Source organism: Amycolatopsis viridis, from assembly GCF_011758765.1.
Lineage (GTDB): Bacteria > Actinomycetota > Actinomycetes > Mycobacteriales > Pseudonocardiaceae > Amycolatopsis_E > Amycolatopsis_E viridis.
Genome location: NZ_JAANOU010000001.1, coordinates 575,100 through 595,575, shown reverse-complemented (window position 1 = coordinate 595,575; position 20,476 = coordinate 575,100). Strand labels below are relative to the sequence as shown.

Genomic DNA, 20,476 nt, shown 5'->3' with positions numbered 1-20,476 from the left:
CAAGTTGCACCACACACCGCAACTTACGTGGTCGTCAGGAACCGGAGAAGCCGTCCACCCAACGCGGGTCGTCCTCGGACCTGCTCACCCCGTTGGCACGGACCTTGGCGGACTCGGCGCGCTCCCGCTCCGCGAGCTCGGCGTGCAGCTCACGCAGGAGCTGCCGGTCGCGCTCGGACAGTTGCGGGTCGTTCAGGTCGAGCTCCGGGATCTCGATCACCTCGCCCGGGCCGATCGTCGCCGATGCCACCGTGCGCGGCTTCTCGCCGTCCTCCGCCGCCAGCTGCGCCCGCAGTTGCGCGACCTCCTCGGAGGTCATGTCCATCGTGTTCTCCACGCGCGCGGGCTCCGGACCCTGCTCACGGGGCTTGAACATGTGGCCCGGCCCGCCCGGCGCGGCGACCGCCTCGGTCGTCTCCGGCTCGTCGAGCGGGGTGACTTCGCTCACCTCGCCGGTGTCGGCCGGCTGCGCGGTCTCCTCGGGAGCCGGCGGTTCGGGCTCCTCGGGCTCGTCCCCGGCCGCGGCCGAGGCGTGCGCCACGTGCCGGCCCGCGCCCTGCCGCTGGGCCGGCGGCGTGGGTGCAGACGGCGGGACCGCGCCGCCCGAGAGCCAGACCGCGGTCGCCGCGGTCAGGGCCTGCTCGTGGTAGCGGGAGCGGTCGGTGGTCGGCCCGGTCACCTCGACGACCGACTGGATCCCGGCGCGGCGCAGCGCGGCGTCGATCCGGTACGCGGCGGCCGGCGGATTGCCCTCCGGCCCGATCTCGACCAGCACCACGCGCTGCGGCAACGGACCAGGCACGCTGCCCGCCGGGGTGTTGCGCCACACCGCGTGCACCGAGCGCAGGTCCGGCAGCACCTGGAGGGTGCGATCGAGTGCGTCGGCGACACCCTGCTCGGGCTGGTCCTCCCCGCTGAAGCGGTGACCGACGCCGGTCTCGGCCTCCGGCTCGTTCACCGTGAGCTGGTCGGCGAGCGTCGCGTCCGACCGGGTCAGCTCCAGCACCAGGGCCAGCTCGTGCCGTTCGGCCTCGCGGACCGGCAGCCGGCCCGCGATCAGCGCACCCGTCGTCAGCTCGGCGGCCTCGTCGAGGCGCGCCCGCGCGATGAGCTCGCGCGCCTCCGACAGCAGGCTGTCGTCCAAGCGGCCTGCCAGCCCCAGCAACAGGTTGTGCAGCCGCAACGGCACCGCGAACCCATCGCTCGCGATCCCGTCGTGGACGTCCACCATCTAGCTTCTCCCTCCAGCTCGGCAGGAGTGCCGTTACGCGGCGACGAGCCGGTGACCGGTGTCCACCGCGCCGACGCAGACGAGCTCGGAGCCCGCCAGTGCGGCCTGGTGGTACTCCGGCAGCTCGAACCGCGGCGGCATCACCTCGACGCTGGGTTCCTCGTCCCCCAGCACCCGCAGGACCCGCTGCAGCTCCCCAGTCAGCCTCGGCAGTCCGGACAGGGCCGTGATCAGCAACACGCGTTTGGGGTCCTCCCCCGTGCGCTGACGCCAGCTCTGCCGCACCTCGCCGACGTCCGGCCGACCCCGCAGGGTGGCGTGGAGCAGCGCGGACACCGAGTCAACCGAGTTCACCTGATCGGGTGCACTCGGGGAGAATGTGTACCGGTTCTCGCCGGGCTCGTCCACCCCCAGGGTCGAACTCACCTGGTGCCAGTCCGCGCCGTGCGGCACGAGACCCGCCACCAGCAGGCGATACTCCGGCTGGTCGAGATCGATGTTGTGCTTGAGCAGGGTGCGGGGCAACGTTCGAGCCAAGGTCGACATCGCGCCCTCGCCCAGCCAGTCCCGGTAGCGCCAGAGCAGCCGGTCGGGCAGGCGCCCGGCCAGCCGCAGCAGCAGCTCGTGGCACGAGGACTCGATGTCGGGGTCCTTGTGGGCGTCCATCACCGCACCTCGGCGATCAGTTCGATCTCGACCGGCGCCCCCAGCGGCAGCTCGGACACCCCCACCGCGGAGCGGGCGTGCCGGCCCTGCTCGCCGAAGATCTCCCCGAGCAGCTCCGACGCACCGTTGATCACGGCCGGCTGCCCGGTGAACCCCTCGGCGGACGCGACGAACCCGACGACCTTCACGATCCGGACGATCGAGTCGATCCCGACCAGTGCGTCGACGGCCGCCAGCGCGTTCAGCACCGCCGTCCGGGCGTGCCGCTTGGCCTCCTCCGGGCTGACCTCCGCACCGACCTTGCCGGTCGCTTCGAGCTCGCCCTGGACGAACGCCAGCTGGCCGGCGGTGTAGACGAGGGATCCGGTGCGCACGGCCGGCACGTAGGCCGCCAGCGGCGCGACGGCATCCGGCAGCTCGATCCCCAGTTCGGCCAGACGCTCACCCCAGCTCATGCCGCCACCTCCCCGGACGCGGCGAGCACGGTGCTCGACGCTCCGCTCGCGAGCTCGCTCATGCCTTGACCCGCTTGAGGTAAGCGACGTGCTGCTCCCCGCTCGGGTTGGGCAGCACCGTGACCAGCTCCCAGCCGTCCTCGCCCCACTGGTCGAGGATCTGCTTGGTCGCGTGGATCAGCAGTGGAACGGTGGCGTACTCCCACTTCGTGGCGCTCATGATGGTCAATCTAGTGGTGGTGGGAAGTGCTCCTCGCGGCGGCGGCGTGATCGCTCATTTACGCTGGATCGTGTGAGCACACCCCTGGCCGGATGGACCGACGAGCTCGCCCGCGCCCGGTTGCACTTCGTCACCGGCAAGGGCGGCACCGGCAAGACCACCATGGCCGCGGCCCTCGGGATCGCGCTCGCCAGCCACGGGCGGCGGGTGCTGCTGGTCGAGGTCGAGGGCAGGCAGGGGTTCGCGCAGCTCTTCGACACCCAGCCGCTGCCCTACGCCGAGCAGCGCATCGCGGCGGTCCCCGGCGGCGGCGAGCTGCGGGCCCTGCACATCGACGTGGAAGCGGCGCTGCTCGAGTACTTCGAGATGTTCTACAACCTGGGCTTCGCCGGCCGGACCCTGCGCCGGATGGGGGCGATCGAGTTCGCCACCACGCTCGCGCCGGGCCTGCGGGACGTGCTGCTCACCGGCAAGATCAAGGAGTGCGTCGGGCGCACCGGACCGGACGGCAGGCACGTCTACGACGCGGTCGTGGTCGACGCGCCCCCCACCGGGCGCGTGGTCAAGTTCCTCGACGTCACCAAGGCCCTCACCGACCTGGCGAAGGCCGGCCCCATCCGCGGGCAGGCCGAGGGCGTGGTGCGGTTGCTGCACTCCGAGGAGACGGTGATCCACCTGGTCACGCTCCTGGAGGAGATGCCGGTGCGCGAGACCGTCGAGGCGGTGGCCGAGCTGGACGGCGCCGACCTGCGTCCGGGCGCGGTGCTGGTCAACCGGGTGCGGCCGCCGCGGTTGCCGGCCCGGTCGGTGACCCCCGCCGCCGACGGCCGGGTGGACGCCTCGCGCGTGCGCAGCGGCTTGGCCGCGGCCGGGCTCGAGCTGCCCGAGGCCACGCTGGACGCGCTGGTCGCGGAGACCGTCGAGCACGCCATCCGGGTCGCCGCCGAGCAGCGGGCGCGCGAGCAGCTCGCCGAGGCGGACCTGCCGACACTGGAGCTGCCCGAGGAGTCCACCGGCATCGACCTGGCTGCGCTCTACGACATCGCCGAGTCGCTGACCGACCAGGGGGTGCGCTGATGACCGAACGGCTCGACATCGACGTGCTGATCGACGACCCGCAGACCCGGATCGTCGTCTGCTGCGGCTCGGGCGGCGTCGGCAAGACCACCACCGCGGCCGCGCTCGCGCTGCGGGCGGCCGAGCGGGGACGGCAGACCGTCGTGCTGACGATCGACCCGGCGCGGCGGCTGGCCCAGGCCCTCGGGCTGCGGGAGCTGGGCAACCACCCGCGGCAGGTGTCCGTCGCGGGTTTCGAGCCCAAGGGCGAGCTGTGGGCGATGATGCTCGACATGCGGCGCACCTTCGACGACATGGTGCGCACCCACGCCGGGCCGGAACGCGCCGAGGCGCTGCTCGCGAACCCCTTCTACCAGACCATTTCCACCTCGTTCTCCGGGACGCAGGAATACATGGCGATGGAGAAGCTGGGCCAGCTCGCGGCCACCGACGAGTGGGACCTGATCGTCGTGGACACCCCGCCGAGCCGGTCCGCGCTGGACTTCCTGGACGCGCCGAACCGCCTGTCCAGCGCGCTGGACGGGCGCATGATCCGGCTGCTGACCGGCCCCGCGAAAGCCGGCGGCTGGGGCATCCGCAAGGTGGTCAGCACCGGGTTCACGATCTTCGCCAAAGCGGTGTCCACGATCATCGGCGGGCAGCTGCTCGCCGACGCGTCCGCGTTCATGCAGGCCTTCGACAGCATGTTCGGCGGGTTCCGCGAACGCGCACGCAAGACCTCCGAGCTGCTGCGCTCGGCGGGCACGTCGTTCCTGGTGGTGGCCGCGCCGGAGCCGGACGCGCTGCGTGAGGCCAGCTACTTCGTGGAGCGCCTCGGCGGCGAGCACATGCCGCTGGCCGGGCTGGTCGCCAACCGCACCCACCCGGTGCTCGCGGACCTGACGGCCACCGCGGCGCTGTCCGCGGCCGAGAAGCTGGAGGCGAGCGCGCCGCTGGCGACGGCGGTGCTCCAGCTGCACGCCGACCGGGTCGCGCTCGCCGAGCGCGAGAAGCGGCTGCTGGCGCGCTTCACCCGCGCGCATCCCGGAGTCCCCTTGGTCGAGGTGCCCGCGCTCCCCAGCGACGTGCACGACCTCGGTGGTCTCCGGGAGATCGGCGACCGGTTGGCCGGCTGACCCGCCGGCGACCTCAGGAGGCCGCTTCGGCGAAGTCCTTCCGCGCCGAGTCCAGCAGGTCGGACCAGGACTCGACGTCCGGCCGGCGGCGCAGCAGGGCCCGGCGTTCCCGCTCGGTCATCCCGCCCCAGATCCCGAAGCTGATGCGGTTGTCCAGCGCCTCGGCCAGGCACTCGGTGCGCACCGGGCATCCCATGCAGACCAGTTTCGCCCGGTTCTGGTCCGCTCCCCGCACGAACAGCTCATCCGGATCCGCGTCCCGGCAGAGGGCGCGGATGCGCCAGCTCTGTGGTGTGGATTCCATCCCCCAAGCTCCCCTCGTGGTGTGCCTGCTCACCCGGAGCCTCCCCGGCTCCGCCGTACGTGAGACGTTGACGGACTGTAGAGGCCGACGGTTCCCATCGCCAAGGGCCCGAAGGAAATTCGTTACCGGAACACCTCGCGGTTCTGGCGTTCCCGTGGTATTTGGCGCACGCGGCCCGACGGCCGAACATCACTTCCCACTACCCTGGCCACCGTGCGCAAGACGGATGGTCTGTTCAAACTCCTCGGCCTGTGCCTGCTCGCCGGGATCCTCGTCGCCGGGGTGCTGTTCCCCGTGGTCGGCGCTGCGGGTGTGGCCTCGAACAGGGCGAGCGAGACGGTCGACAGCATGTCCGCCGAACTCGCCAACGTCCCGCCGCCGCTGGTCACCACGATCACCGATTCGGCGGGGAACCAGATCGCCACGCTGTACGACCAGTACCGCATTCCGACGGCGAGCGACCAGATCAACGAGGCCATGAAATGGGCCCTGGTCTCCACCGAGGACCGGCGGTTCTACGAGCACCACGGCGTCGACTGGAAGGGCACGCTGCGTGCGGCGCTGAGCAACAGCGCCGGCGGGGACACCCAGGGTGCGTCCACACTCACCCAGCAGTACGTCAAGAACTACATGATCAACGTGATCTACCGGGACGACCCGGTGGGCCAGCAGAAGGCCCAGGAGCAGTCGCTCGCCCGCAAGCTCAAGGAAGCGCGGATCGCGATCCAGCTCGAACACACCATGACCAAGGACCAGCTCCTCACCAGCTACCTCAACGTGGTCGAGTTCTCGCGCAAGATCTACGGCGTCGGCGCGGCCGCGCAGGCGTACTTCAACACCACGGCGGACAAGCTGTCGGTCACGCAGGCCGCACTGCTCGCGGGCATGGTCAACAACCCGCCGGCGTTCGACCCGTGGAGCCACCCGGACCGCGCCACCGAGCGCCGCAACCTGGTGCTGGACCGCATGGTGGACAACCTGAAGCTGTCCAAGGCCGACGCGGACCGGATGAAGACCGAGCCGCTGGGCGTGGTGCCCGGCGGACCGTCGAAACCCGCCGCGAACTGCATCGGCGCCGGCCCGGAGAACGGGTTCTTCTGCCAGTACGTCCAGGACTACCTGCTCTCCCACGGCATGACCAAGGCCGACCTCTACAGCGGCGGCTACACCATCCGCACCACGATGGACCAGCGGGCCAACCACGAGGCGAAGGTGTCCGCGCAGACCCAGGTCAGCAAGACGCAGAAGAACGTGGCGAACACGCTGTCCCTGGTGCGGCCCGGTAAGAACCGGCACGAGGTGGTCGCGCTCGCCGCGAACCGCGACTACGGCACCGACGCCAGCGCGGGGCAGACCACCTACGCGCTGCCCTCGGGTGTGTACAACACCGGTGGCGCCGGGTCGAGCTACAAGATCTTCACCTCGGCGGCGGCGCTCCAGAACCACGTGATGGGCATCTACGACACGTTCGAAGTGCCCAACTTCTACGTGTCGAACGTGTTCACCGGCGGCAACCGCCAGCGATGTCCACTGGTGGCCCAGGGCACCTACGCGTACTGCCTGGGCAACGCCACGGACTACGACGGCGGCACGCGGACGATGACGCTGCAACAGGGTCTGCAAACCTCGCCCAACACCGCGTTCGTCATCCTCGAGGAGAAGACGGGGATGGGGCCGGTCGTCGACATGGCGAGCAAGCTCGGCCTGCGCGAGACCATGTCGCGCAACATCGGCGGCGGCGAGGTCAAGCCGGACTCGAAGAACCCGGGCGAGAACAAGACGCAGACCGCCTACTTCGGTCCGACCGACAAATCGCCGGGGCAGGGCGCGTTCACCCTCGGGGTGTCCGCGACGAGCAACCTGGAAATGGCCAACGTCGCCGCGACGATCCTCAGCGGCGGCACCTGGTGCCCGCCCACGCCGATCGGCCAGGTCCAGGACCGCACGGGCAAGCCCATCCCGATCAGCGAGCAGCCGTGCGAGCAGGTGATGGACGAAGCCGCCGCGAACACGCTGGCGATCGGCATGAGCAAGGACGACCAGCCCGGCGGCACCTCCGCCGCCGCGGCCGCCCAGGTCAACTGGAACCGTCAGATGATCGGCAAGACCGGGACCACGCAGAGCAACGGCTCCGCGGCGTTCGTGGGCGGCACCCCGCAGCTCGCCGGCTCCGCGATGGTGTTCCGGCCCGAGGGCGGCAGCGGCGGTCTCTGCGACGGGGGGCCCGGCAACGTCTACACCTGCGAGAACGGCAACATGTTCGGTGGCAAGACACCGGCCCGGACGTGGTTCGGCGCGATGAGCAAGATCCTCACGCCCAACGATCCGATCCTGCCGCTCCCGCCGTCGGATCCCCGGTACGAGCGGGCTCGCTGACCGCACGGCCGGACCGCGGACCCGCGGTCCGGCCGTGCGTGCCCGCCCGCGACACCCGGCGTTCCCAGCCCGCCGACCCGTATCCTGGGTCGCGTGAGCACGGTCCGTGACAGCCATCAGCTGACAGCCAAACGCCTCGCCGCCGGAACGGTCGCGCTCGGCGCCGCCGCGATCGGGTACGCCTCCGGCATCGAACGGCGGCACTTCGTGCTCCGCGAGGCCGAACTGCCCGTCCTGGCACCCGGCGCGCAATCGATGCGGGTCCTGCACATCTCCGACCTGCACATGCTGCCCGGCCAGCACACCAAGCAACGCTGGGTCGCCGCGCTCGACCGGCTCGACCCCGACCTCGTCGTCAACACCGGCGACAACCTCGCCCACCCCAAAGCCGTGCCCGCCGTCCTGCGCGCGCTCGGCCCGCTGCTCGAGCGGCCCGGCCTGTTCGTGTTCGGCAGCAACGACTACTACGCACCCAAACCGAAGAACCCGGCCCGCTACCTCATGCCACGCGGCAAGAAGAAGCGCATCCACGGCACCAAACTCCCCTGGCGCGACCTGCGTGCGGCGTTCCTCGAACACGGCTGGCACGACCTCACCCACGTCCGGCGCACCCTCACCGTCGCCGGGCAGACCGTGTTCGCCGCCGGCCTCGACGACCCCCACCTGCACCGCGACCGCTACCGCGAGATCGCCGGCCCCGCCGACACCGCCACCCTCCGCCTCGGCGTCACCCACTCACCCGAGCCGCGCATCCTCGACCCGTTCGCCGCCGACGGATACGACCTCGTGCTCGCCGGCCACACCCACGGCGGACAGCTGCGCATCCCCGGCATCGGCGCCCTCGTCACCAACTGCGAACTCGACCGCTCCCGCGCCCGCGGCGCCTCCCGCTGGGGCGCCCACATGTGGCTGCACGTCTCAGCCGGCCTGGGCACCTCCCCCTACGCCCCCGCCCGCTTCGCCTGCCCACCCGAAGCGACCCTGTTGACGCTGGTCGAACGCCGCCAGACAAGCCCGGAGACCACCAAGGCCACCCCCCGCAGAGCCCGCAGCGACGTCCGCTAAACTCTTCCTCGACCCGCTGAGCAGTACATCGGGGTGTGGCGCAGCTTGGTAGCGTGCCTCGTTCGGGTCGAGGAGGTCGTGGGTTCAAATCCCGCCACCCCGACGCGTTATCCAGGGATCCCCCTGTCCGCGGAAAGCGCGGACAGGGGGATTCCGCGTTGTGTCCTCTGGGGGTCGAACCCCCAGACCCCCGCCAGGGGGCAAGCCCCCTGGACCCCCCGCGAGTACCGCCCGGAGCGGCCGGGTGCCGCGTGTGGCGCGTGTCGCGAAGCGACGTCCGCGCCGAGGTCCTGAACTGCCGATCGCCACTTACGGGCAGACAAATACCCTCGACCGCGAGTGCCGCCTGGGGCGACCGGTGTGGCGCGTGTCGCGGGGCGACCTTCGCGCCCGTTGCCGCGTGGGGCGCGTGCGACGTCCGCGCCGAGTACCGCGGGGCGGGGTAGCGGCTCACTTCACTGCCAGGAGTTCTACCCAGTACTGGGCGAACTCGCCGTCTCCGCTGTGTGACCAGGCCCATGCCGAGCGGGCCGCCGAGGCCAGCTGGTCCCGGTCCACCGGCGAAGCGCTCAGCGCCGCGTCCAGCCGCGCCTCCACGTACCGGGCCAACGCCCGGTACGACATGTCCGACCGGAACCGGCCGTGCGTCCGCACGTCCCGGAACCCCGCGGCCGACACCCACGACGCCACGTGCTTCCCCGCGAACGGGTCCCCACCCGCCCGCCGCCGCAACAGGTAGTGCCCGCGCAGCGCGGCGGCGACGTTCGCCGTCCCCGGCCGCAGCCGCGCCCGCGACCAGTCCGAAGTAGACAGAGCCAGGACGCCACCCGGCCGCAGCGCGCGGCGCATCTCCGCCAGGGCGTCGGCCGGGCGCGCCAGGTGCTCGACCAGCGCATGCGCGAACACCAGGTCCACGCTCTCGTCCGCCACCGGCAGCGCGTACACGTCCCCGGCAACGAACTCCACTGTGGACGACTCCGGGAACTGACGCGGATCCCGGTCCACGCCTACCACGCAACCCCGCCCGGCGATCGTGGCGAGGCCCGCGGTGATCGTGCCGGGGCCGCACCCGACGTCGAGCACGCGCATGCCCGGCCGCAGCAGCCGCAACACGTACTCCGCACGGTCGGCTGCGGTGCGTGACGCCATGATCGACAGCGCGTCCCGCTCGACCCCGGGCGCGTATCCCTCCAGCACACGCACACGGTACGGGCAGTTGCTGGCAGGATCGAGGGGTGACTACCCAGCACCCGCCCGCGACCATCCCCGACCGCCTCTTCGACGACCCCGAGGCCGAGGCCCGCTGGCGCGCCCGGTTCCACGCGCCGCGCGTGTCGGTGCCGGACTGGGCCCTCGACGCGCCGGAGAAGAACATCTACGTCTCCAACGCCAGCGGCGTCTGGGAGGTCTACGCCTGGGACCGCGGCACCGGCGAGCACCGCCAGGTCACCGACCGCCCCAACGGCACCCTGCACGCCACGCCCGCGCCCGACGGCTCGGCCATCTGGTGGTTCGACGACACCGACGGTGACGAGTTCGGCGTCTGGCAGCGCCAGCCCTTCGACGGCGGCCCCGCGGAGCCCGCCCTGCCCGGCGTCCACGCCGGCTACCCGGCCGGGCTGGAGATCGGTCACCGCGTCATCGCCGCCGGCGTCTCCACCGACGACGGCAGTGAGCTGTTCGCCACCCGCGACGGCGAGACCACCCGCTTCTACTCGAGCGACCAGGACGCCGGGGTCGCAGCGCTGTCCCGCGACGAGTCGCTGCTCGCGATCTCGCACGCCGAACACGGTGACTCCCGCCACCCCGCGGTCCGGGTCGTGAACACCACCGGCTTCACCGCCGTCGCGGAGAAGTGGGACGGCGAGGGCAAGGGCCTGACGCCGCTCGAGTTCTCCCCGATCGCCGGTGACCAGCGGCTGCTGGTGCTGCACGAGCGCCGCGGCCGCGAGGAGCTGCTGATCTGGGACGTCGGCGCGGACACCGAGGAGGAGCTGGACCTCGGCCTGCCCGGCGAGGTCGCCGCCACCTGGTACCCGAAGGCCGACGCGCTGCTCGTCGTGCACTTCCACGAGGCGCGCAGCGCGCTGTACTCCTACGACCTGGCCACCCGTGAACTGTCCGTTGTGGAGACTCCGCCGGGCCGGATCGGCGGCGCCGGGGTACGGCCGGACGGCACCATCGAGTACTCCTGGTCCAGCGCCGCCGAGCCCGGCGTGGTCCGGGCCCGCGCGACCGGCGGCACCGACACGGTGCTGCTCACCCCGCCCGGCGACCCGGCACCCGGTTCGGCGCCGGTCACGGACGCGTTCGTCGAGGGCACCGGTGGCCGCGTGCACGCGCTGGTCGCCCGCCCGGTGGCCGCGCCGGAGGGGCCGCTGCCCACGGTGTTCACGTTGCACGGCGGCCCGCACGCGACGGACGAGGACCGCTTCTCCGCCTACCGCGCGGTGTGGCTGGACGCCGGGTTCGCCGTCGTCGAGGTCAACTACCGCGGCTCCACCGGCTACGGCTCGGCGTGGCGCGACGCGATCGAGGGACGGCCGGGCCTGACCGAGCTGGAGGACGTCGCCGCGGTCTACGACTGGGCCGTCGAGAGCGGCCTGAGCGACCCGGCGCGGACGGTGGTCGCCGGGGCGTCCTGGGGCGGTTACCTGACGCTGCTCGCCCTGGGCACCCAGCCGGACCGGTGGGCGGCCGGGGTGGCGAGCGTGCCCGTGGCCGACTACGTCGCCGCGTACGAGGACGAGATGGAGCAGCTGCGCCAGTTCGACCGGGCGCTGTTCGGCGGCTCCCCGGAGGACGTGCCGGCGGTGTACCGGGAGTGCTCGCCGATCACCTACGTCGACGCGGTCAAGGCACCGGTGCTGGTCCTGGCCGGCGACAACGACCCGCGCTGCCCGATCCGGCAGATCGAGAACTACCTGGAGCGGCTGGCCCAGCGCGACCTGCCCTACGAGTTCTACCGCTACGACGCCGGGCACGGCTCGCTGGTGATCGCCGAAACGATCCGGCAGACCGCGGCCGAAGTGCACTTCGCGATGAAAGCGGTCGGCCTGAGCTGACGCGACGGGCCCCGGGGACAGCGCCCCGGGGCCCGCGCTCAGCCCTGGATCAGGCGGTCTGCGCCTGCCACATCCAGTGGGCCTTCTCCAGCTCGTGGGTGATCTCGATGAACAGGTCCTGGGTGACCAGGTCGCTCTTGTCCGTCTCGTCGATGCGCTTGCGCATGCGCTGGATCAGGTCGGCGAGAATCTTCACGACGTTCTCGATCGTGGACTCCACGCTCTGCCAGTTGTCCGGGTACTCGCGCAGCCCGGAGCTCTCCACGACGGTCTTGGCCTTGCCGTTGGGCGAGATGCCGATCGCGTTGGCGCGCTCGGCGACCTCGTCCACGTAGTTGCGCGCGGTAGCCACCAGCTCGTCCAGCTGGAGGTGCACGCTGCGGAAGTTGGACCCGACCACGTTCCAGTGCGCCTGCTTCGCGATCAGGGACAGGTCGACCAGGTCGACCAGCGCGGCCTGCAGCGCGTTACCGGTGATCTCCTTGTCGGCCGGGCTGAGCGGGCTCTGGATGGGTGCGTTCGCCATCGAAACAATCCTCCTTGTCGGCAACTCTTCCTCAGGTCGTCGCGGTGATCTCGACCTGGATGTTTCCCCTGGTCGCACGGGAGTACGGGCACACGTGGTGCGCCTGGGCCGCCAGCGCGCCGGCCTTGTCCTGCGGCAGGCCCGGCAGGTGCGCGATCAGCTTGACGGCCAGTTCCAGCTCACCGCCGTCGCGGCCGATACCGACCTCGGCGGTGACCGACGACTCGGTCAGGTCCACGCCGGCCTTCCGCGCCACGAGCCGCACGGCGCCGTGGAAGCAGGCCGCGTACCCGGCGGCGAACAGCTGCTCGGGGTTCGTCATCTCACCGCCCGGCCCGCCCATCTCCTTGGGCACGGCCAGCTGCTCGTCGATCACCCCGTCCGACGAGGTGACCTCGCCGTTGCGCCCGTCACCGCGCGCGGTCGCGACCGCTGTGTAGACCGGTTGCACGTGGTTCCCTCCCCTGGCGGCAGGCTTCGGTCGGGGAATACCCACCAGTGGCGGAAACGAATCCTCAGTGCCGGGCGCGGGCGAACTCGACGACCTGCCGTCCGATGAGGCGCAGGGTGGTGACGGCCTTCTCCTCGGAGGCACCGCCGACCTCGTCGAACTTGACCTCGGCGGTGTTCAGCGAACCGCCCAGCGGGGTGGGCCAGCCGCGCAGGGCGTGGGTGATGGTCCGCAGCTGGTCCAGCGTGGTCACCGCCGCCTGCCAGCCGTAGGCGACCGCGGCCAGCCCGACCGCCCGGCCGTCCAGGTAGGGGCGCCGGTCCGGGCGCAGGTCCTCGACGTAGTCCAGGGCGTTCTTGATCAGCCCGGACAGCGCGCCGTGGTAGCCGGGCGAGACGATGACGAGCCCGTCGGCGTGGCGGATGGCCTCCACCAGCCGGGTCGCCTCCGGGGTGCGCTCGGTGATCGCCGAGTCGTAGAACGGCAGCACGAGGTCCGGGCCGGTGAGGGCGACTGTCTGGGCGCCGGCCTCGGCCGCGCTGTCCAGCGCGATCCGCAGGGCCCGCTCCGACTGGGAGCCCGGGCGCAGGGAACCGCCGATACCGACCACGTTGATCGCCGCACTAGTCACGCAACCGAGGCTAGCCCCTCTACCTAAGTGGAGGACCAGGATCTGGGACGGAGGCGCCGATCACACCTGGCCAGCGCGCCTACCAGTGAGTAACCTGCGGGGCATGGCGACCTCACTGCTGAGCCGCGTCGAAGCCGTCGCGGCTCCGTTCATCTTCGGGCTCCCCGAGCCGGCCCGCCGGCTCATCGCCGGGCGCCCGGTCCGGCTGGACGGCCAGGAGCTGGCACTCGACGCACAACTGCTGCTCCGGCTCCAGCAGATCGCCCGGGTGAGCATGTCCTCGGACACCCCGGAGGAGGCCCGGCGGCGCATCGTCGAATCCGGCACCCTGGTCAGCGGCGCGCGGATCGAACCGGTCCGCACCCGGGAGATCGACATCCCGGCGGAGCACGGCCCGCTGCCGGCCACGCTGTACGAGCCCGCGGGCCTGCCGTCGGGCTCGGCGCTGCTGGTGTTCTTCCACGGCGGTGGCTGGGTGATCGGCAGCCGCGCCAGCCACGACAACACCGCGCGGTACTTCGCCAAGCACTCCGGTGTGCGGGTGCTGTCGGTGGAGTACCGGCTCGCGCCCGAACACCCGTTCCCGGCGGCCACCGAGGACGCCATCGCCGCGTTCGGCTACGCCCACGCGAAGGCCGCCGACCTGGGCGCCGACCCGGAGCGGATCGCGGTCGGCGGGGACAGCGCGGGCGGCAACCTCGCGGCCGTCACCGCACAGGTGACGACGAGGCGCGGTGGCCCGGCCCCGGCGTTCCAGATGCTGCTCTACCCCGGTGTCGACGCGAGCAGGCGGCGCCGGTCGCGGGAGCTGTTCGGTGACGGCTTCTTCCTCACCGACGCGGACATGACCTGGTTCCTCGACCACTACGCGCCCGCCGGGGTGGACCGCACCGACACCCGGCTGTCACCGCTGCTGGCCGAGGACTTCACCGGGCTGCCGCCCGCCTACGTGGCGACCGCCGGCTTCGACCCGTTGCGGGACGAGGGCGAGGAATACGCGGCGAAGCTGCGGGCCGCCGGCGTGCCGGTGACGCTGAGCCGTCAGCCGGACCTCATCCACGGCTACGTGAACTTCCTGGGCATCGGCAGGCGCTTCCGCGAGGCGACCTCGGAGGCGGCCGGCGCCCTGCGCGTGGGACTGCGGGCGTAAAAAAGACCGGGATCCGATGTGGACGTCCACATCGGATCCCGGTCTCCCCCTGCCGGAAAAGCTGGTCAGTGCACCGGAACCGGCACCGGCACCGGCACTGGGAGTGGCGGAGCCGAGCCGAGCAGCGAAGCGAGCAGACCCGTCACGGTCTTCAACAGGTTCTTGAGCAGGTTGCTGACGATGTTCAGCGGCGGCGGCAGGTCCGGGATGTCCGGCACCGGCGGCAGCTGGCGGACCTCGCCCGCCTTCGACGGGTCGGCCAGGATCCGGCTCGCCTCGGTGGCGTAGTCGTTGCTGGTGGCAGCGGTCTGCTGCGCATCGGACTGGATGCTGTACTTCTGCCCCGCGGCGAGGTCACCGAGGACCGGGCTCATCTGGCCGAGCGAACGCTGGGTACCGGCGACATCTCCGGCGTAGGCGGCCCTCGCGAGCTGGTCGCGCAACTGGAGGACCTGCTCCGCGGCGGCCTGCGTGCTGGACGTGCCCTTGCCCCCGGCGGCGGCGACGCCGGCGCCGCCCATCGCCAGCACGCTGCCGGCCACCGCCACGGCGATGACCCGGGCGAACTTGCCTAACATCTCCCTACCTCCTGGCCTCGGTGGACCTGTCACGCTCTTGACTACCTGCCAAGTTGATCTCCCACCACTCGGCACCACGCCGCGCCGGGGGCCGAACGCTCACGTGCCGAGTTCGATCTTGCGGCGCGGCAACCGCATCCGGTGAACCCGCACCAGTACTGCATCGCCCGGTTGATCAAAATTGGCCGCGTGAAGATCGCGCTCCGTGGCCGGATCACCCCCTGGTTGATCAAACTCACCCGAACTGCTGCTCTCGCCCGCACGGGGGACGAAAAAGGCTCCGATGTGGATCGTCCACATCGGAGCCTTGCCGCCCGGTGAGCTGTCAGGACGTCGGCACCGTGAGCGCCGGCGGGTTGCCGACGAGGGCATTCAGCAGGTCCGTGAGCTTCTGGATCAGGGTCTTCAGCAGGTCCGCGACGATGTCCAGCGGCGGCGGCAGGTTCGGCAGCGCCGACGGCACCGCGGGAGCCTGCTTGACGTGCTCCGCCTGAGCCGGGTCGGCGATGATCCGGCTCGCCGTGGTGGCGTCGTCCTGCGCGGAGGCGGCGGTCTCCCGCGTGTCCGATTGAACGGTGTACTGCTCACCGGTGGCGAGGTCCCCGAGCAGCGGGCTCATCTGCCCGAGCGCGCGCTGGGTGCCGGGCACGTCCGCCGTGTAGGCCCGGTCGACCAGCTCCTGGCGCAGCTGCGCGAGCTGGTCCCCGGCGGCTTGCGTGCTCGACGTGCCCGACCCGTCGGCGGAAGCGACAGCGCTACCGCCCAAGGCGAGCGCACTGCCTGCCACCACGATGGCGACGATCCGGGCGAGCGTGGCTTTCATTCCCTACCTCCTGATGTGGGTGCCTGACGCGAGGCGGAGATACCAACGAAATGCGGGACCATGCGCGCCGCCACCCGATCGGGATTGATCTTCACCCCGCCGGGCACGCAGAACCCGGCACCGAAATGGAGTTGCACGGGCGTGCCAGAGTGGGAGCATGTCCCTCCAGCCGTATCGCCGCGTCCTCGCTGTGCCCGGCGTCCGGACGACGATGCTGCTGTTCTTCCTCATCCGGCTGCCGATGACCGCGACCGGGCTCACCCTGACCCTGCACGTCGTCACCGACCTGGGCCGCGGTTACGGTGAGGCCGGCCTGGTGGGGACGGCGACGATGCTCGGCAGCGCCCTCGGCGCGCCGCTCGTCGGCCGGATGATCGACCGCTACGGCCTGCGTCCGGTCAGCGCGGTCTGCGGCCTCACCTCGGCGGCGTTCTGGCTGGCCACCCCGCACCTGCCGTACCCGGCGCTGCTCGCGGCCGCACTACCGGCGGGCGCGCTCGTACTGCCCGCCACGTCGATCGCCCGCCAGGTGCTGACCGCGCTGGTGCCGCCGGAGTCCCGGCGGTCCGCCTACTCGCTCGACTCGATCCTGCTCGAGACGAGCTACATGGCCGGCCCCGCCGCGGCCATCGCCCTGTCGACGCAGCTGTCTTCGACGGCGGCGCTGAGCGGGATCGGCGCGTGCTTCGCCCTCGGCACCGTCGCGTTGTGCTGGTTCAACCCGCCGATCCGGCACGAGGCCGAGACGGTCACCGCGGAGCGCCCACCCATGCGGGAGTGGGTCACGCCGCGCCTCGTCGGCGCACTGCTCGTCGCGTCGGGAGCCCTGTTCTGCCTGATCGGCACCGAGCTGGCGACCCTCGCGGCGCTGCGGGCCACCGGAGAGGTGACCTGGACCGGCGTGGTGATCGCCGTGATGTGCGTCGCGTCGGCGGCGGGGGGCATCGTGCACGGCGCGGTCCGCCAGTCACTGTCCCCGCTGCGCCTGATGGTGCTGCTGACCGTGCTGGTGATCCCGGTCGGCCTCGTCGCCGGGCTGCCGTGGTGGCTGCTCGCGCTCGCCCTGGTCCCGACGAACCTGGCGTGCGCGCCGACGCTCGCGTCGACCGCCGAGGAGGTCACGGGCCTGGCGCCACCGCGGGTGCGCGGCGAGGCGATGGGCCTGCTGGACGCGGCCACCCGGTTCGGGATGGGCGCCGGCAGCCCGGTGATCGGGTTCGTGATCGACCACACGGCGCCCGGCTGGGGGTTCGCCGCGGCCGGCCTGTTCGGCCTCGGGTTCGCGGCGGCGGGGGCCGGGCTGCGGCGGCGGAGGGCCCCCACCGCCGCCGTCGCCGTGCGTTGACCACGCCGCGTCAGGCGAGCGCGTCCAGCGCGTCGAGCACGTCGTCCGGCAGGTCCAGCGACACGGCGGCCACGTTCTCGCGCAGGTGGCCGAGCGACGACGTACCCGGGATGAGCAAGATGTTCGGCGAGCGCCGCAGCAGCCACGCCAGCGCGACGGCCATCGGAGTCGCGCCGAGGCGGGCGGCCACCGCGTCCAGCACCTCCGACTGCAGCGGCGAGAACCCGCCCAACGGGAAGTACGGCACGTACGCGATGCCCTGCGCGGCCAGGGAGTCGATCAGCTCGTCGTCCTCGCGGTGGGCGACGTTGTAGGCGTTCTGCACGCACACGATCGGGGCGATCGACCGTGCCTCGGCCACCTGCTCGGCGTTCACGGTGCTGATCCCGAGGTGCCTGATCAGCCCCTCCTGCTGCATCTCCACGAGCGCGAGGAACGGCTCGGCGATCGAGCCCGGCACCGCGGAGTGCCCGTCGTCCCCGCCGCCGACCCGCAGGTTGACCACGTCGAGCGCGTCGACACCGAGGTTGCGCAGGTTGTCGTGCACCTGGGCGCGCAGCTGCTCGGGCGACCGCTGGTGGATCCAGGCGCCCTCGGCGTCCCGCACCGCACCGACCTTGGTCACGACGACCAGCCCGTCGTAGGGGTGCAGGGCCTCGCGGATGATCTGGTTGGTGACGTACGGGCCGTAGAAGTCGGCGGTGTCGATGTGGTTGACGCCCAGCTCGACGGCCTCGCGCAGGACCGCGACCGCGGCGTCCCGGTCCGCGGGCGGCCCGAACACGCCCGGGCCGGCCAGCTGCATCGCACCGTAGCCCATGCGCCCGACGGGCAGCCCCTCCGCGAGCTGGAACGTGCCGCCGGCCAGTGTGTGCGCAGTCATGGCAGTCGATCCTAGGAGCCGCCGCGGCGCAGCTGCCAAGGCGGCCCGCGGAATCCCGTCCCGCCCGGACCACCGGGTCACAGGTCCTCGCCGGCCGCCTTCCACCAGCGCACGCCGACCACCGCACCGATCGCCGCGACGGCCCCGAACAGCACCCAGCCGACCGGGAACCCACCGCCGCTCGACGACTCCTGCGCGGCGGTCGCCACCGCCGGACTGGCGCTGACGAGGCCGATCCGCACGGAGAGGTCCTCCCGCGGCTGCGGTCCGACGGTGACCGGTGCCGTGCAGCCCGCGTCGCCGTCGGCGCCGGTGAGCCGGAAGCCGCGGAACTGCCCGGGCAGACCGGCGAGGTCGACGCAGACGCGGTACGACCCGTCCGGCACGTCGTCGAGCAGGTACGAGCCGTCCGCGGCGGTGCGCGTCACGGCAACCGGCCGGCCCGCGGCGTCGACCATCGTCACCACCACCCCCGCGACGCCGGGCTCGTCCGGGTCCTGCATCCCGTTGCCGTTGCCATCGATCCACAGCAGGTTGCCGACCCGGTTGCGTGGCGGCACCAGGCCGACGCCCACGGCTCCGCCGTCGCGGTGCCCGGCGCCGACCGCGACCGGCGGCGCACACCCGCTGGCGAGGTCCACATCGGAATCCTTTGTGGACTCCCCAGCCCTGGGCCGGGTGAACTGGTACCCGGTGACCGGCGCGGGCAGTGCCGCCCGGTCGACGCACACCTGGTAAGTGCCGTCCGGCATGCCGGTGAACCGGTACTGCCCGTCCGCCCCGGTGGCCGTGGTGCTCTCCGTGGTGCCGTCCGGGCGGACCAGCTTGACCGGCACGCCGCTCGGACCGGACTCGGTGGCGTCGGCGATCCCGTTGCGGTTGGTGTCCACCCACACCCGGTCGCCGATGCGGTTGCCCGGCGCGGCGAGTCCCACGTTGAGCGCGGTGTCCTCACGCTTGCCGAGGCCGAGCGTGACGGGTGGCGTGCAGCCGGTCGCCGGGTCGGCACCAGAGGCCTCGCTCCTGGTCACCGGGGTGAAGTCAGCCCCGGCCTGCGGCAGGGCGGCCAGGTCCAGGCACACCACGAACGACCCGGACGGCAGGTCGTCGAAGACGTACTTCCCGTCCGGCCCGGTGGTGGTCATCGCGATCTGCTTCCCGTCCTCGCCACGCAGCTTCACCGGCACACCGCCGATGCCCGGCTCGACCACCGAGGGCCGGCCGTCGCCGTCGGTGTCGTGCCACACCAGCGCCGAGATGCGGTTCACCGGGGCGGCCAGGCCGGCGTCCAGCGCGAGGTCCTGGGTGCGGCCCGGGTTGAGCTCGGTCGGCGCGGTGCAGCCGGTGGCCGGGTCCGGTGCGGAGTCCTGGCCGGCGTTGCCGGCGCGCGGCCGGGTGAGCTGGTAGTCGCCGTACTGGGGCGGGAGCTTCGCGGTGTCGAAGCAGACCTGGTAGGCACCGTCGGGCAGGTGGGAGAACTGGTACTGGCCGTGCGGGCCGGTGCTGGTTCCGGCGACCAGGGTCCCGTCGGCCTTCTGCAGCCGCACCCCGACATCGGCGATCCCCGGCTCGCCCGGGTCCTGCACCCCGTTGCGGTTGAGGTCGGCCCACACCAGGTCGCCCACCCGGTTCAGACCACCGACGACGCCGGCGTCCACGCTGTGGTCGACCGAACCGGACGGCCCGATCGCCACCCGCACCGCGCCGGTGCCCGGGTCCACATCGGAATCCAGCGACTGGTCGCCGGCGTGCGGAACAGTCCATTTGAGACCATCGGCCGGCGGGGAACCGGGCAGTGGCCGGGTGTCCACACCGCCGAAGTCGAACTTGACCGTGTAACAGCTGTCCGGCCGCAACCCGTCGGCTTCGCCGAAGAGGTAGCGCCCGGCGCGGTCGGTGGTCTTCTCGGCGATGGGCGCCCCACCGCCGTCGCAGGCCAGGAGCTGGACGCGCACGCCGGGCAGCGGCGGCTCGTCCCCGTCCTGGATACCGTCGCCGTCGGTGTCGAACCAGACCCGGTCACCGAGCTGGACCGGCCCGTCCAGGCCGCCGACACCCATGGTCAGGGTGACCGCCTTGCCGCCGCTGACGTCGACGAACTCGGTCAGGCTGGCCCGGCTGGCCTCCTCCGGCGCCGGCTTGACGTCGGGCATCGACGCCGGGATCACGGCATCCACGCGGTACTTGCCGCCGGTCAGCGGCGAGGTGGCGAGCTGAACCGACCCGTCCGGACCGGTGACCCCGCTGACGCTGGCGCCGCTCGGATCGGTGGCCACGACGAGGACGCCGGCGACCCCGGTCTCGCCACGCACGATGCGCACGGTGAGCGGGCCGTCGGTGTCGTCCGCGGTCGCCACGAGCAGCGGCGCGCTCAACCCGAGCAGCGCCACCGCGCACACTAACGCGGCCAGGACATGCCTTGCCAACGCGAGCTCCCCGACTTCTCCCTGCCATGAACTGCCACGACTGCGCCCACACTAGAAGCGCATTCATGTCAGGCCAGGGAGAAGCCGCC

The 20,476-nt window shown here is 72.1% G+C and carries 21 protein-coding genes and 1 tRNA gene; 8 read left to right on the top strand and 14 right to left on the bottom strand.

Annotated features, from left to right (window positions below; translation table 11 throughout):
* Positions 1 to 34 precede the first annotated feature (34 nt).
* From FHX46_RS03025 to FHX46_RS03010, 4 genes are read right to left on the bottom strand one after another with little or no spacing between them, the layout of a single operon-like run.
* Positions 35 to 1,231 (bottom strand): hypothetical protein, encoded by a 1,197-nt coding sequence (locus FHX46_RS03025; protein WP_167110431.1) that lies wholly within the window; start codon positions 1,229 to 1,231, stop codon positions 35 to 37.
* Positions 1,232 to 1,264: 33 nt separating this feature from the next.
* A complete protein-coding gene (locus FHX46_RS03020) occupies positions 1,265 to 1,897 on the bottom strand; it encodes a hypothetical protein (protein ID WP_167103139.1) in 633 nt (210 codons plus the stop codon).
* Positions 1,897 to 2,352, bottom strand: a complete 456-nt coding sequence (locus FHX46_RS03015; RefSeq protein ID WP_167110429.1) for a RidA family protein — start codon at positions 2,350 to 2,352, stop codon at positions 1,897 to 1,899. Before FHX46_RS03015 ends, FHX46_RS03020 begins: the two co-directional genes overlap by 1 nt.
* Positions 2,353 to 2,410: 58 nt before the next feature.
* Positions 2,411 to 2,572, bottom strand: a complete 162-nt coding sequence (locus FHX46_RS03010) for a DUF4177 domain-containing protein (protein WP_167110427.1) — start codon at positions 2,570 to 2,572, stop codon at positions 2,411 to 2,413.
* 72 nt (positions 2,573 to 2,644) lie between these two features.
* Here FHX46_RS03010 and FHX46_RS03005 point away from each other — a divergent pair, with 72 nt between their 5' ends.
* Entirely contained in the window at positions 2,645 to 3,649 is a 1,005-nt protein-coding gene (locus FHX46_RS03005; RefSeq protein ID WP_167110425.1) for an ArsA-related P-loop ATPase, read from the top strand.
* Complete coding sequence (locus FHX46_RS03000; RefSeq protein WP_167110423.1) at positions 3,649 to 4,764, top strand: ArsA family ATPase; 1,116 nt, start codon at positions 3,649 to 3,651, stop codon at positions 4,762 to 4,764. The genes FHX46_RS03005 and FHX46_RS03000 overlap by 1 nt, the downstream gene beginning before the upstream one ends.
* Positions 4,765 to 4,777: 13 nt before the next feature.
* Here FHX46_RS03000 and FHX46_RS02995 read toward each other — a convergent pair whose 3' ends face one another.
* A complete protein-coding gene (locus tag FHX46_RS02995; protein WP_167110421.1) occupies positions 4,778 to 5,068 on the bottom strand; it encodes a WhiB family transcriptional regulator in 291 nt (96 codons plus the stop codon).
* Between the two features lie 213 nt (positions 5,069 to 5,281).
* Here FHX46_RS02995 and FHX46_RS02990 point away from each other — a divergent pair, with 213 nt between their 5' ends.
* From FHX46_RS02990 to FHX46_RS02980, 3 genes are all read left to right on the top strand, one after another.
* Positions 5,282 to 7,444: a transglycosylase domain-containing protein gene (locus FHX46_RS02990; RefSeq protein WP_167110419.1), complete on the top strand. Its 2,163-nt coding sequence runs from the start codon at positions 5,282 to 5,284 to the stop codon at positions 7,442 to 7,444.
* Positions 7,445 to 7,537: 93 nt separating this feature from the next.
* Positions 7,538 to 8,509: a metallophosphoesterase gene (locus FHX46_RS02985; protein ID WP_167110417.1), complete on the top strand. Its 972-nt coding sequence runs from the start codon at positions 7,538 to 7,540 to the stop codon at positions 8,507 to 8,509.
* 29 nt (positions 8,510 to 8,538) lie between these two features.
* Positions 8,539 to 8,612 (top strand) — tRNA-Pro (locus FHX46_RS02980).
* Between the two features lie 347 nt (positions 8,613 to 8,959).
* Here the strand turns inward: FHX46_RS02980 and FHX46_RS02975 are convergent.
* The gene (locus FHX46_RS02975) at positions 8,960 to 9,706 is read right to left on the bottom strand and encodes a class I SAM-dependent methyltransferase (RefSeq protein ID WP_167110415.1); all 747 of its coding nucleotides are present in this window, start codon (positions 9,704 to 9,706) and stop codon (positions 8,960 to 8,962) included.
* A 38-nt stretch (positions 9,707 to 9,744) separates the two neighbouring features.
* Here FHX46_RS02975 and FHX46_RS02970 point away from each other — a divergent pair, with 38 nt between their 5' ends.
* Positions 9,745 to 11,574: a prolyl oligopeptidase family serine peptidase gene (locus FHX46_RS02970; RefSeq protein ID WP_167110413.1), complete on the top strand. Its 1,830-nt coding sequence runs from the start codon at positions 9,745 to 9,747 to the stop codon at positions 11,572 to 11,574.
* Positions 11,575 to 11,623: 49 nt separating this feature from the next.
* On the opposite strand, the gene FHX46_RS02965 is transcribed toward FHX46_RS02970, so the two are convergent.
* From FHX46_RS02965 to FHX46_RS02955, 3 genes are all read right to left on the bottom strand, one after another.
* A complete protein-coding gene (locus tag FHX46_RS02965; protein WP_167110411.1) occupies positions 11,624 to 12,100 on the bottom strand; it encodes a Dps family protein in 477 nt (158 codons plus the stop codon).
* A gap of 31 nt (positions 12,101 to 12,131) precedes the next feature.
* Positions 12,132 to 12,551 carry an organic hydroperoxide resistance protein gene (locus FHX46_RS02960; RefSeq protein ID WP_167110409.1) on the bottom strand — a complete coding sequence of 140 codons (420 nt, stop codon included), beginning with the start codon at positions 12,549 to 12,551 and terminating at the stop codon, positions 12,132 to 12,134.
* 64 nt (positions 12,552 to 12,615) lie between these two features.
* Positions 12,616 to 13,161, bottom strand: coding sequence for an NADPH-dependent FMN reductase (locus FHX46_RS02955; protein WP_167121054.1), 546 nt, complete (start codon positions 13,159 to 13,161; stop codon positions 12,616 to 12,618).
* Between the two features lie 124 nt (positions 13,162 to 13,285).
* Here FHX46_RS02955 and FHX46_RS02950 point away from each other — a divergent pair, with 124 nt between their 5' ends.
* The gene (locus tag FHX46_RS02950; protein ID WP_167110407.1) at positions 13,286 to 14,332 is read left to right on the top strand and encodes an alpha/beta hydrolase; all 1,047 of its coding nucleotides are present in this window, start codon (positions 13,286 to 13,288) and stop codon (positions 14,330 to 14,332) included.
* A 65-nt stretch (positions 14,333 to 14,397) separates the two neighbouring features.
* On the opposite strand, the gene FHX46_RS02945 is transcribed toward FHX46_RS02950, so the two are convergent.
* The 3 genes from FHX46_RS02945 to FHX46_RS02935 all read right to left on the bottom strand — a co-directional run bounded on the left by FHX46_RS02945 (position 14,398) and on the right by FHX46_RS02935 (position 15,733).
* Positions 14,398 to 14,910, bottom strand: a complete 513-nt coding sequence (locus FHX46_RS02945) for a hypothetical protein (protein WP_167110405.1) — start codon at positions 14,908 to 14,910, stop codon at positions 14,398 to 14,400.
* Positions 14,911 to 15,009: 99 nt separating this feature from the next.
* Positions 15,010 to 15,210: a hypothetical protein gene (locus FHX46_RS02940; protein ID WP_167110403.1), complete on the bottom strand. Its 201-nt coding sequence runs from the start codon at positions 15,208 to 15,210 to the stop codon at positions 15,010 to 15,012.
* Between the two features lie 25 nt (positions 15,211 to 15,235).
* Entirely contained in the window at positions 15,236 to 15,733 is a 498-nt protein-coding gene (locus FHX46_RS02935) for a hypothetical protein (protein WP_167110401.1), read from the bottom strand.
* A 157-nt stretch (positions 15,734 to 15,890) separates the two neighbouring features.
* Here FHX46_RS02935 and FHX46_RS02930 point away from each other — a divergent pair, with 157 nt between their 5' ends.
* A complete protein-coding gene (locus FHX46_RS02930; protein WP_167110399.1) occupies positions 15,891 to 17,078 on the top strand; it encodes an MFS transporter in 1,188 nt (395 codons plus the stop codon).
* A gap of 10 nt (positions 17,079 to 17,088) precedes the next feature.
* Here the strand turns inward: FHX46_RS02930 and FHX46_RS02925 are convergent, their stop codons facing one another.
* Both FHX46_RS02925 and FHX46_RS02920 read right to left on the bottom strand, forming a co-directional pair.
* Positions 17,089 to 17,961 (bottom strand): aldo/keto reductase family oxidoreductase, encoded by an 873-nt coding sequence (locus FHX46_RS02925; RefSeq protein WP_167110397.1) that lies wholly within the window; start codon positions 17,959 to 17,961, stop codon positions 17,089 to 17,091.
* Positions 17,962 to 18,038: 77 nt separating this feature from the next.
* Entirely contained in the window at positions 18,039 to 20,387 is a 2,349-nt protein-coding gene (locus FHX46_RS02920) for an SdrD B-like domain-containing protein (protein WP_243871213.1), read from the bottom strand.
* Positions 20,388 to 20,476: the final 89 nt, after the last annotated feature.

Bases quoted from the DNA above. Each gene is read 5' to 3' on its own strand.
- FHX46_RS02935 (WP_167110401.1), bottom strand. From the start codon at position 15,733: ATGAAAGCCACGCTCGCCCGGATCGTCGCCATCGTGGTGGCAGGCAGT.
- FHX46_RS03000 (WP_167110423.1), top strand. From the start codon at position 3,649: ATGACCGAACGGCTCGACATCGACGTGCTGATCGACGACCCGCAGACC.
- FHX46_RS02950 (WP_167110407.1), top strand. From the start codon at position 13,286: ATGGCGACCTCACTGCTGAGCCGCGTCGAAGCCGTCGCGGCTCCGTTC.
- FHX46_RS03020 (WP_167103139.1), bottom strand. From the start codon at position 1,897: ATGGACGCCCACAAGGACCCCGACATCGAGTCCTCGTGCCACGAGCTG.
- FHX46_RS02930 (WP_167110399.1), top strand. From the start codon at position 15,891: ATGTCCCTCCAGCCGTATCGCCGCGTCCTCGCTGTGCCCGGCGTCCGG.
- FHX46_RS02945 (WP_167110405.1), bottom strand. From the start codon at position 14,910: ATGTTAGGCAAGTTCGCCCGGGTCATCGCCGTGGCGGTGGCCGGCAGC.
- FHX46_RS02965 (WP_167110411.1), bottom strand. From the start codon at position 12,100: ATGGCGAACGCACCCATCCAGAGCCCGCTCAGCCCGGCCGACAAGGAG.
- FHX46_RS03010 (WP_167110427.1), bottom strand. From the start codon at position 2,572: ATGAGCGCCACGAAGTGGGAGTACGCCACCGTTCCACTGCTGATCCAC.
- FHX46_RS03015 (WP_167110429.1), bottom strand. From the start codon at position 2,352: ATGAGCTGGGGTGAGCGTCTGGCCGAACTGGGGATCGAGCTGCCGGAT.
- FHX46_RS02925 (WP_167110397.1), bottom strand. From the start codon at position 17,961: ATGACTGCGCACACACTGGCCGGCGGCACGTTCCAGCTCGCGGAGGGG.
- FHX46_RS02940 (WP_167110403.1), bottom strand. From the start codon at position 15,210: ATGTGGACGATCCACATCGGAGCCTTTTTCGTCCCCCGTGCGGGCGAG.
- FHX46_RS03025 (WP_167110431.1), bottom strand. From the start codon at position 1,231: ATGGTGGACGTCCACGACGGGATCGCGAGCGATGGGTTCGCGGTGCCG.
- FHX46_RS02995 (WP_167110421.1), bottom strand. From the start codon at position 5,068: ATGGAATCCACACCACAGAGCTGGCGCATCCGCGCCCTCTGCCGGGAC.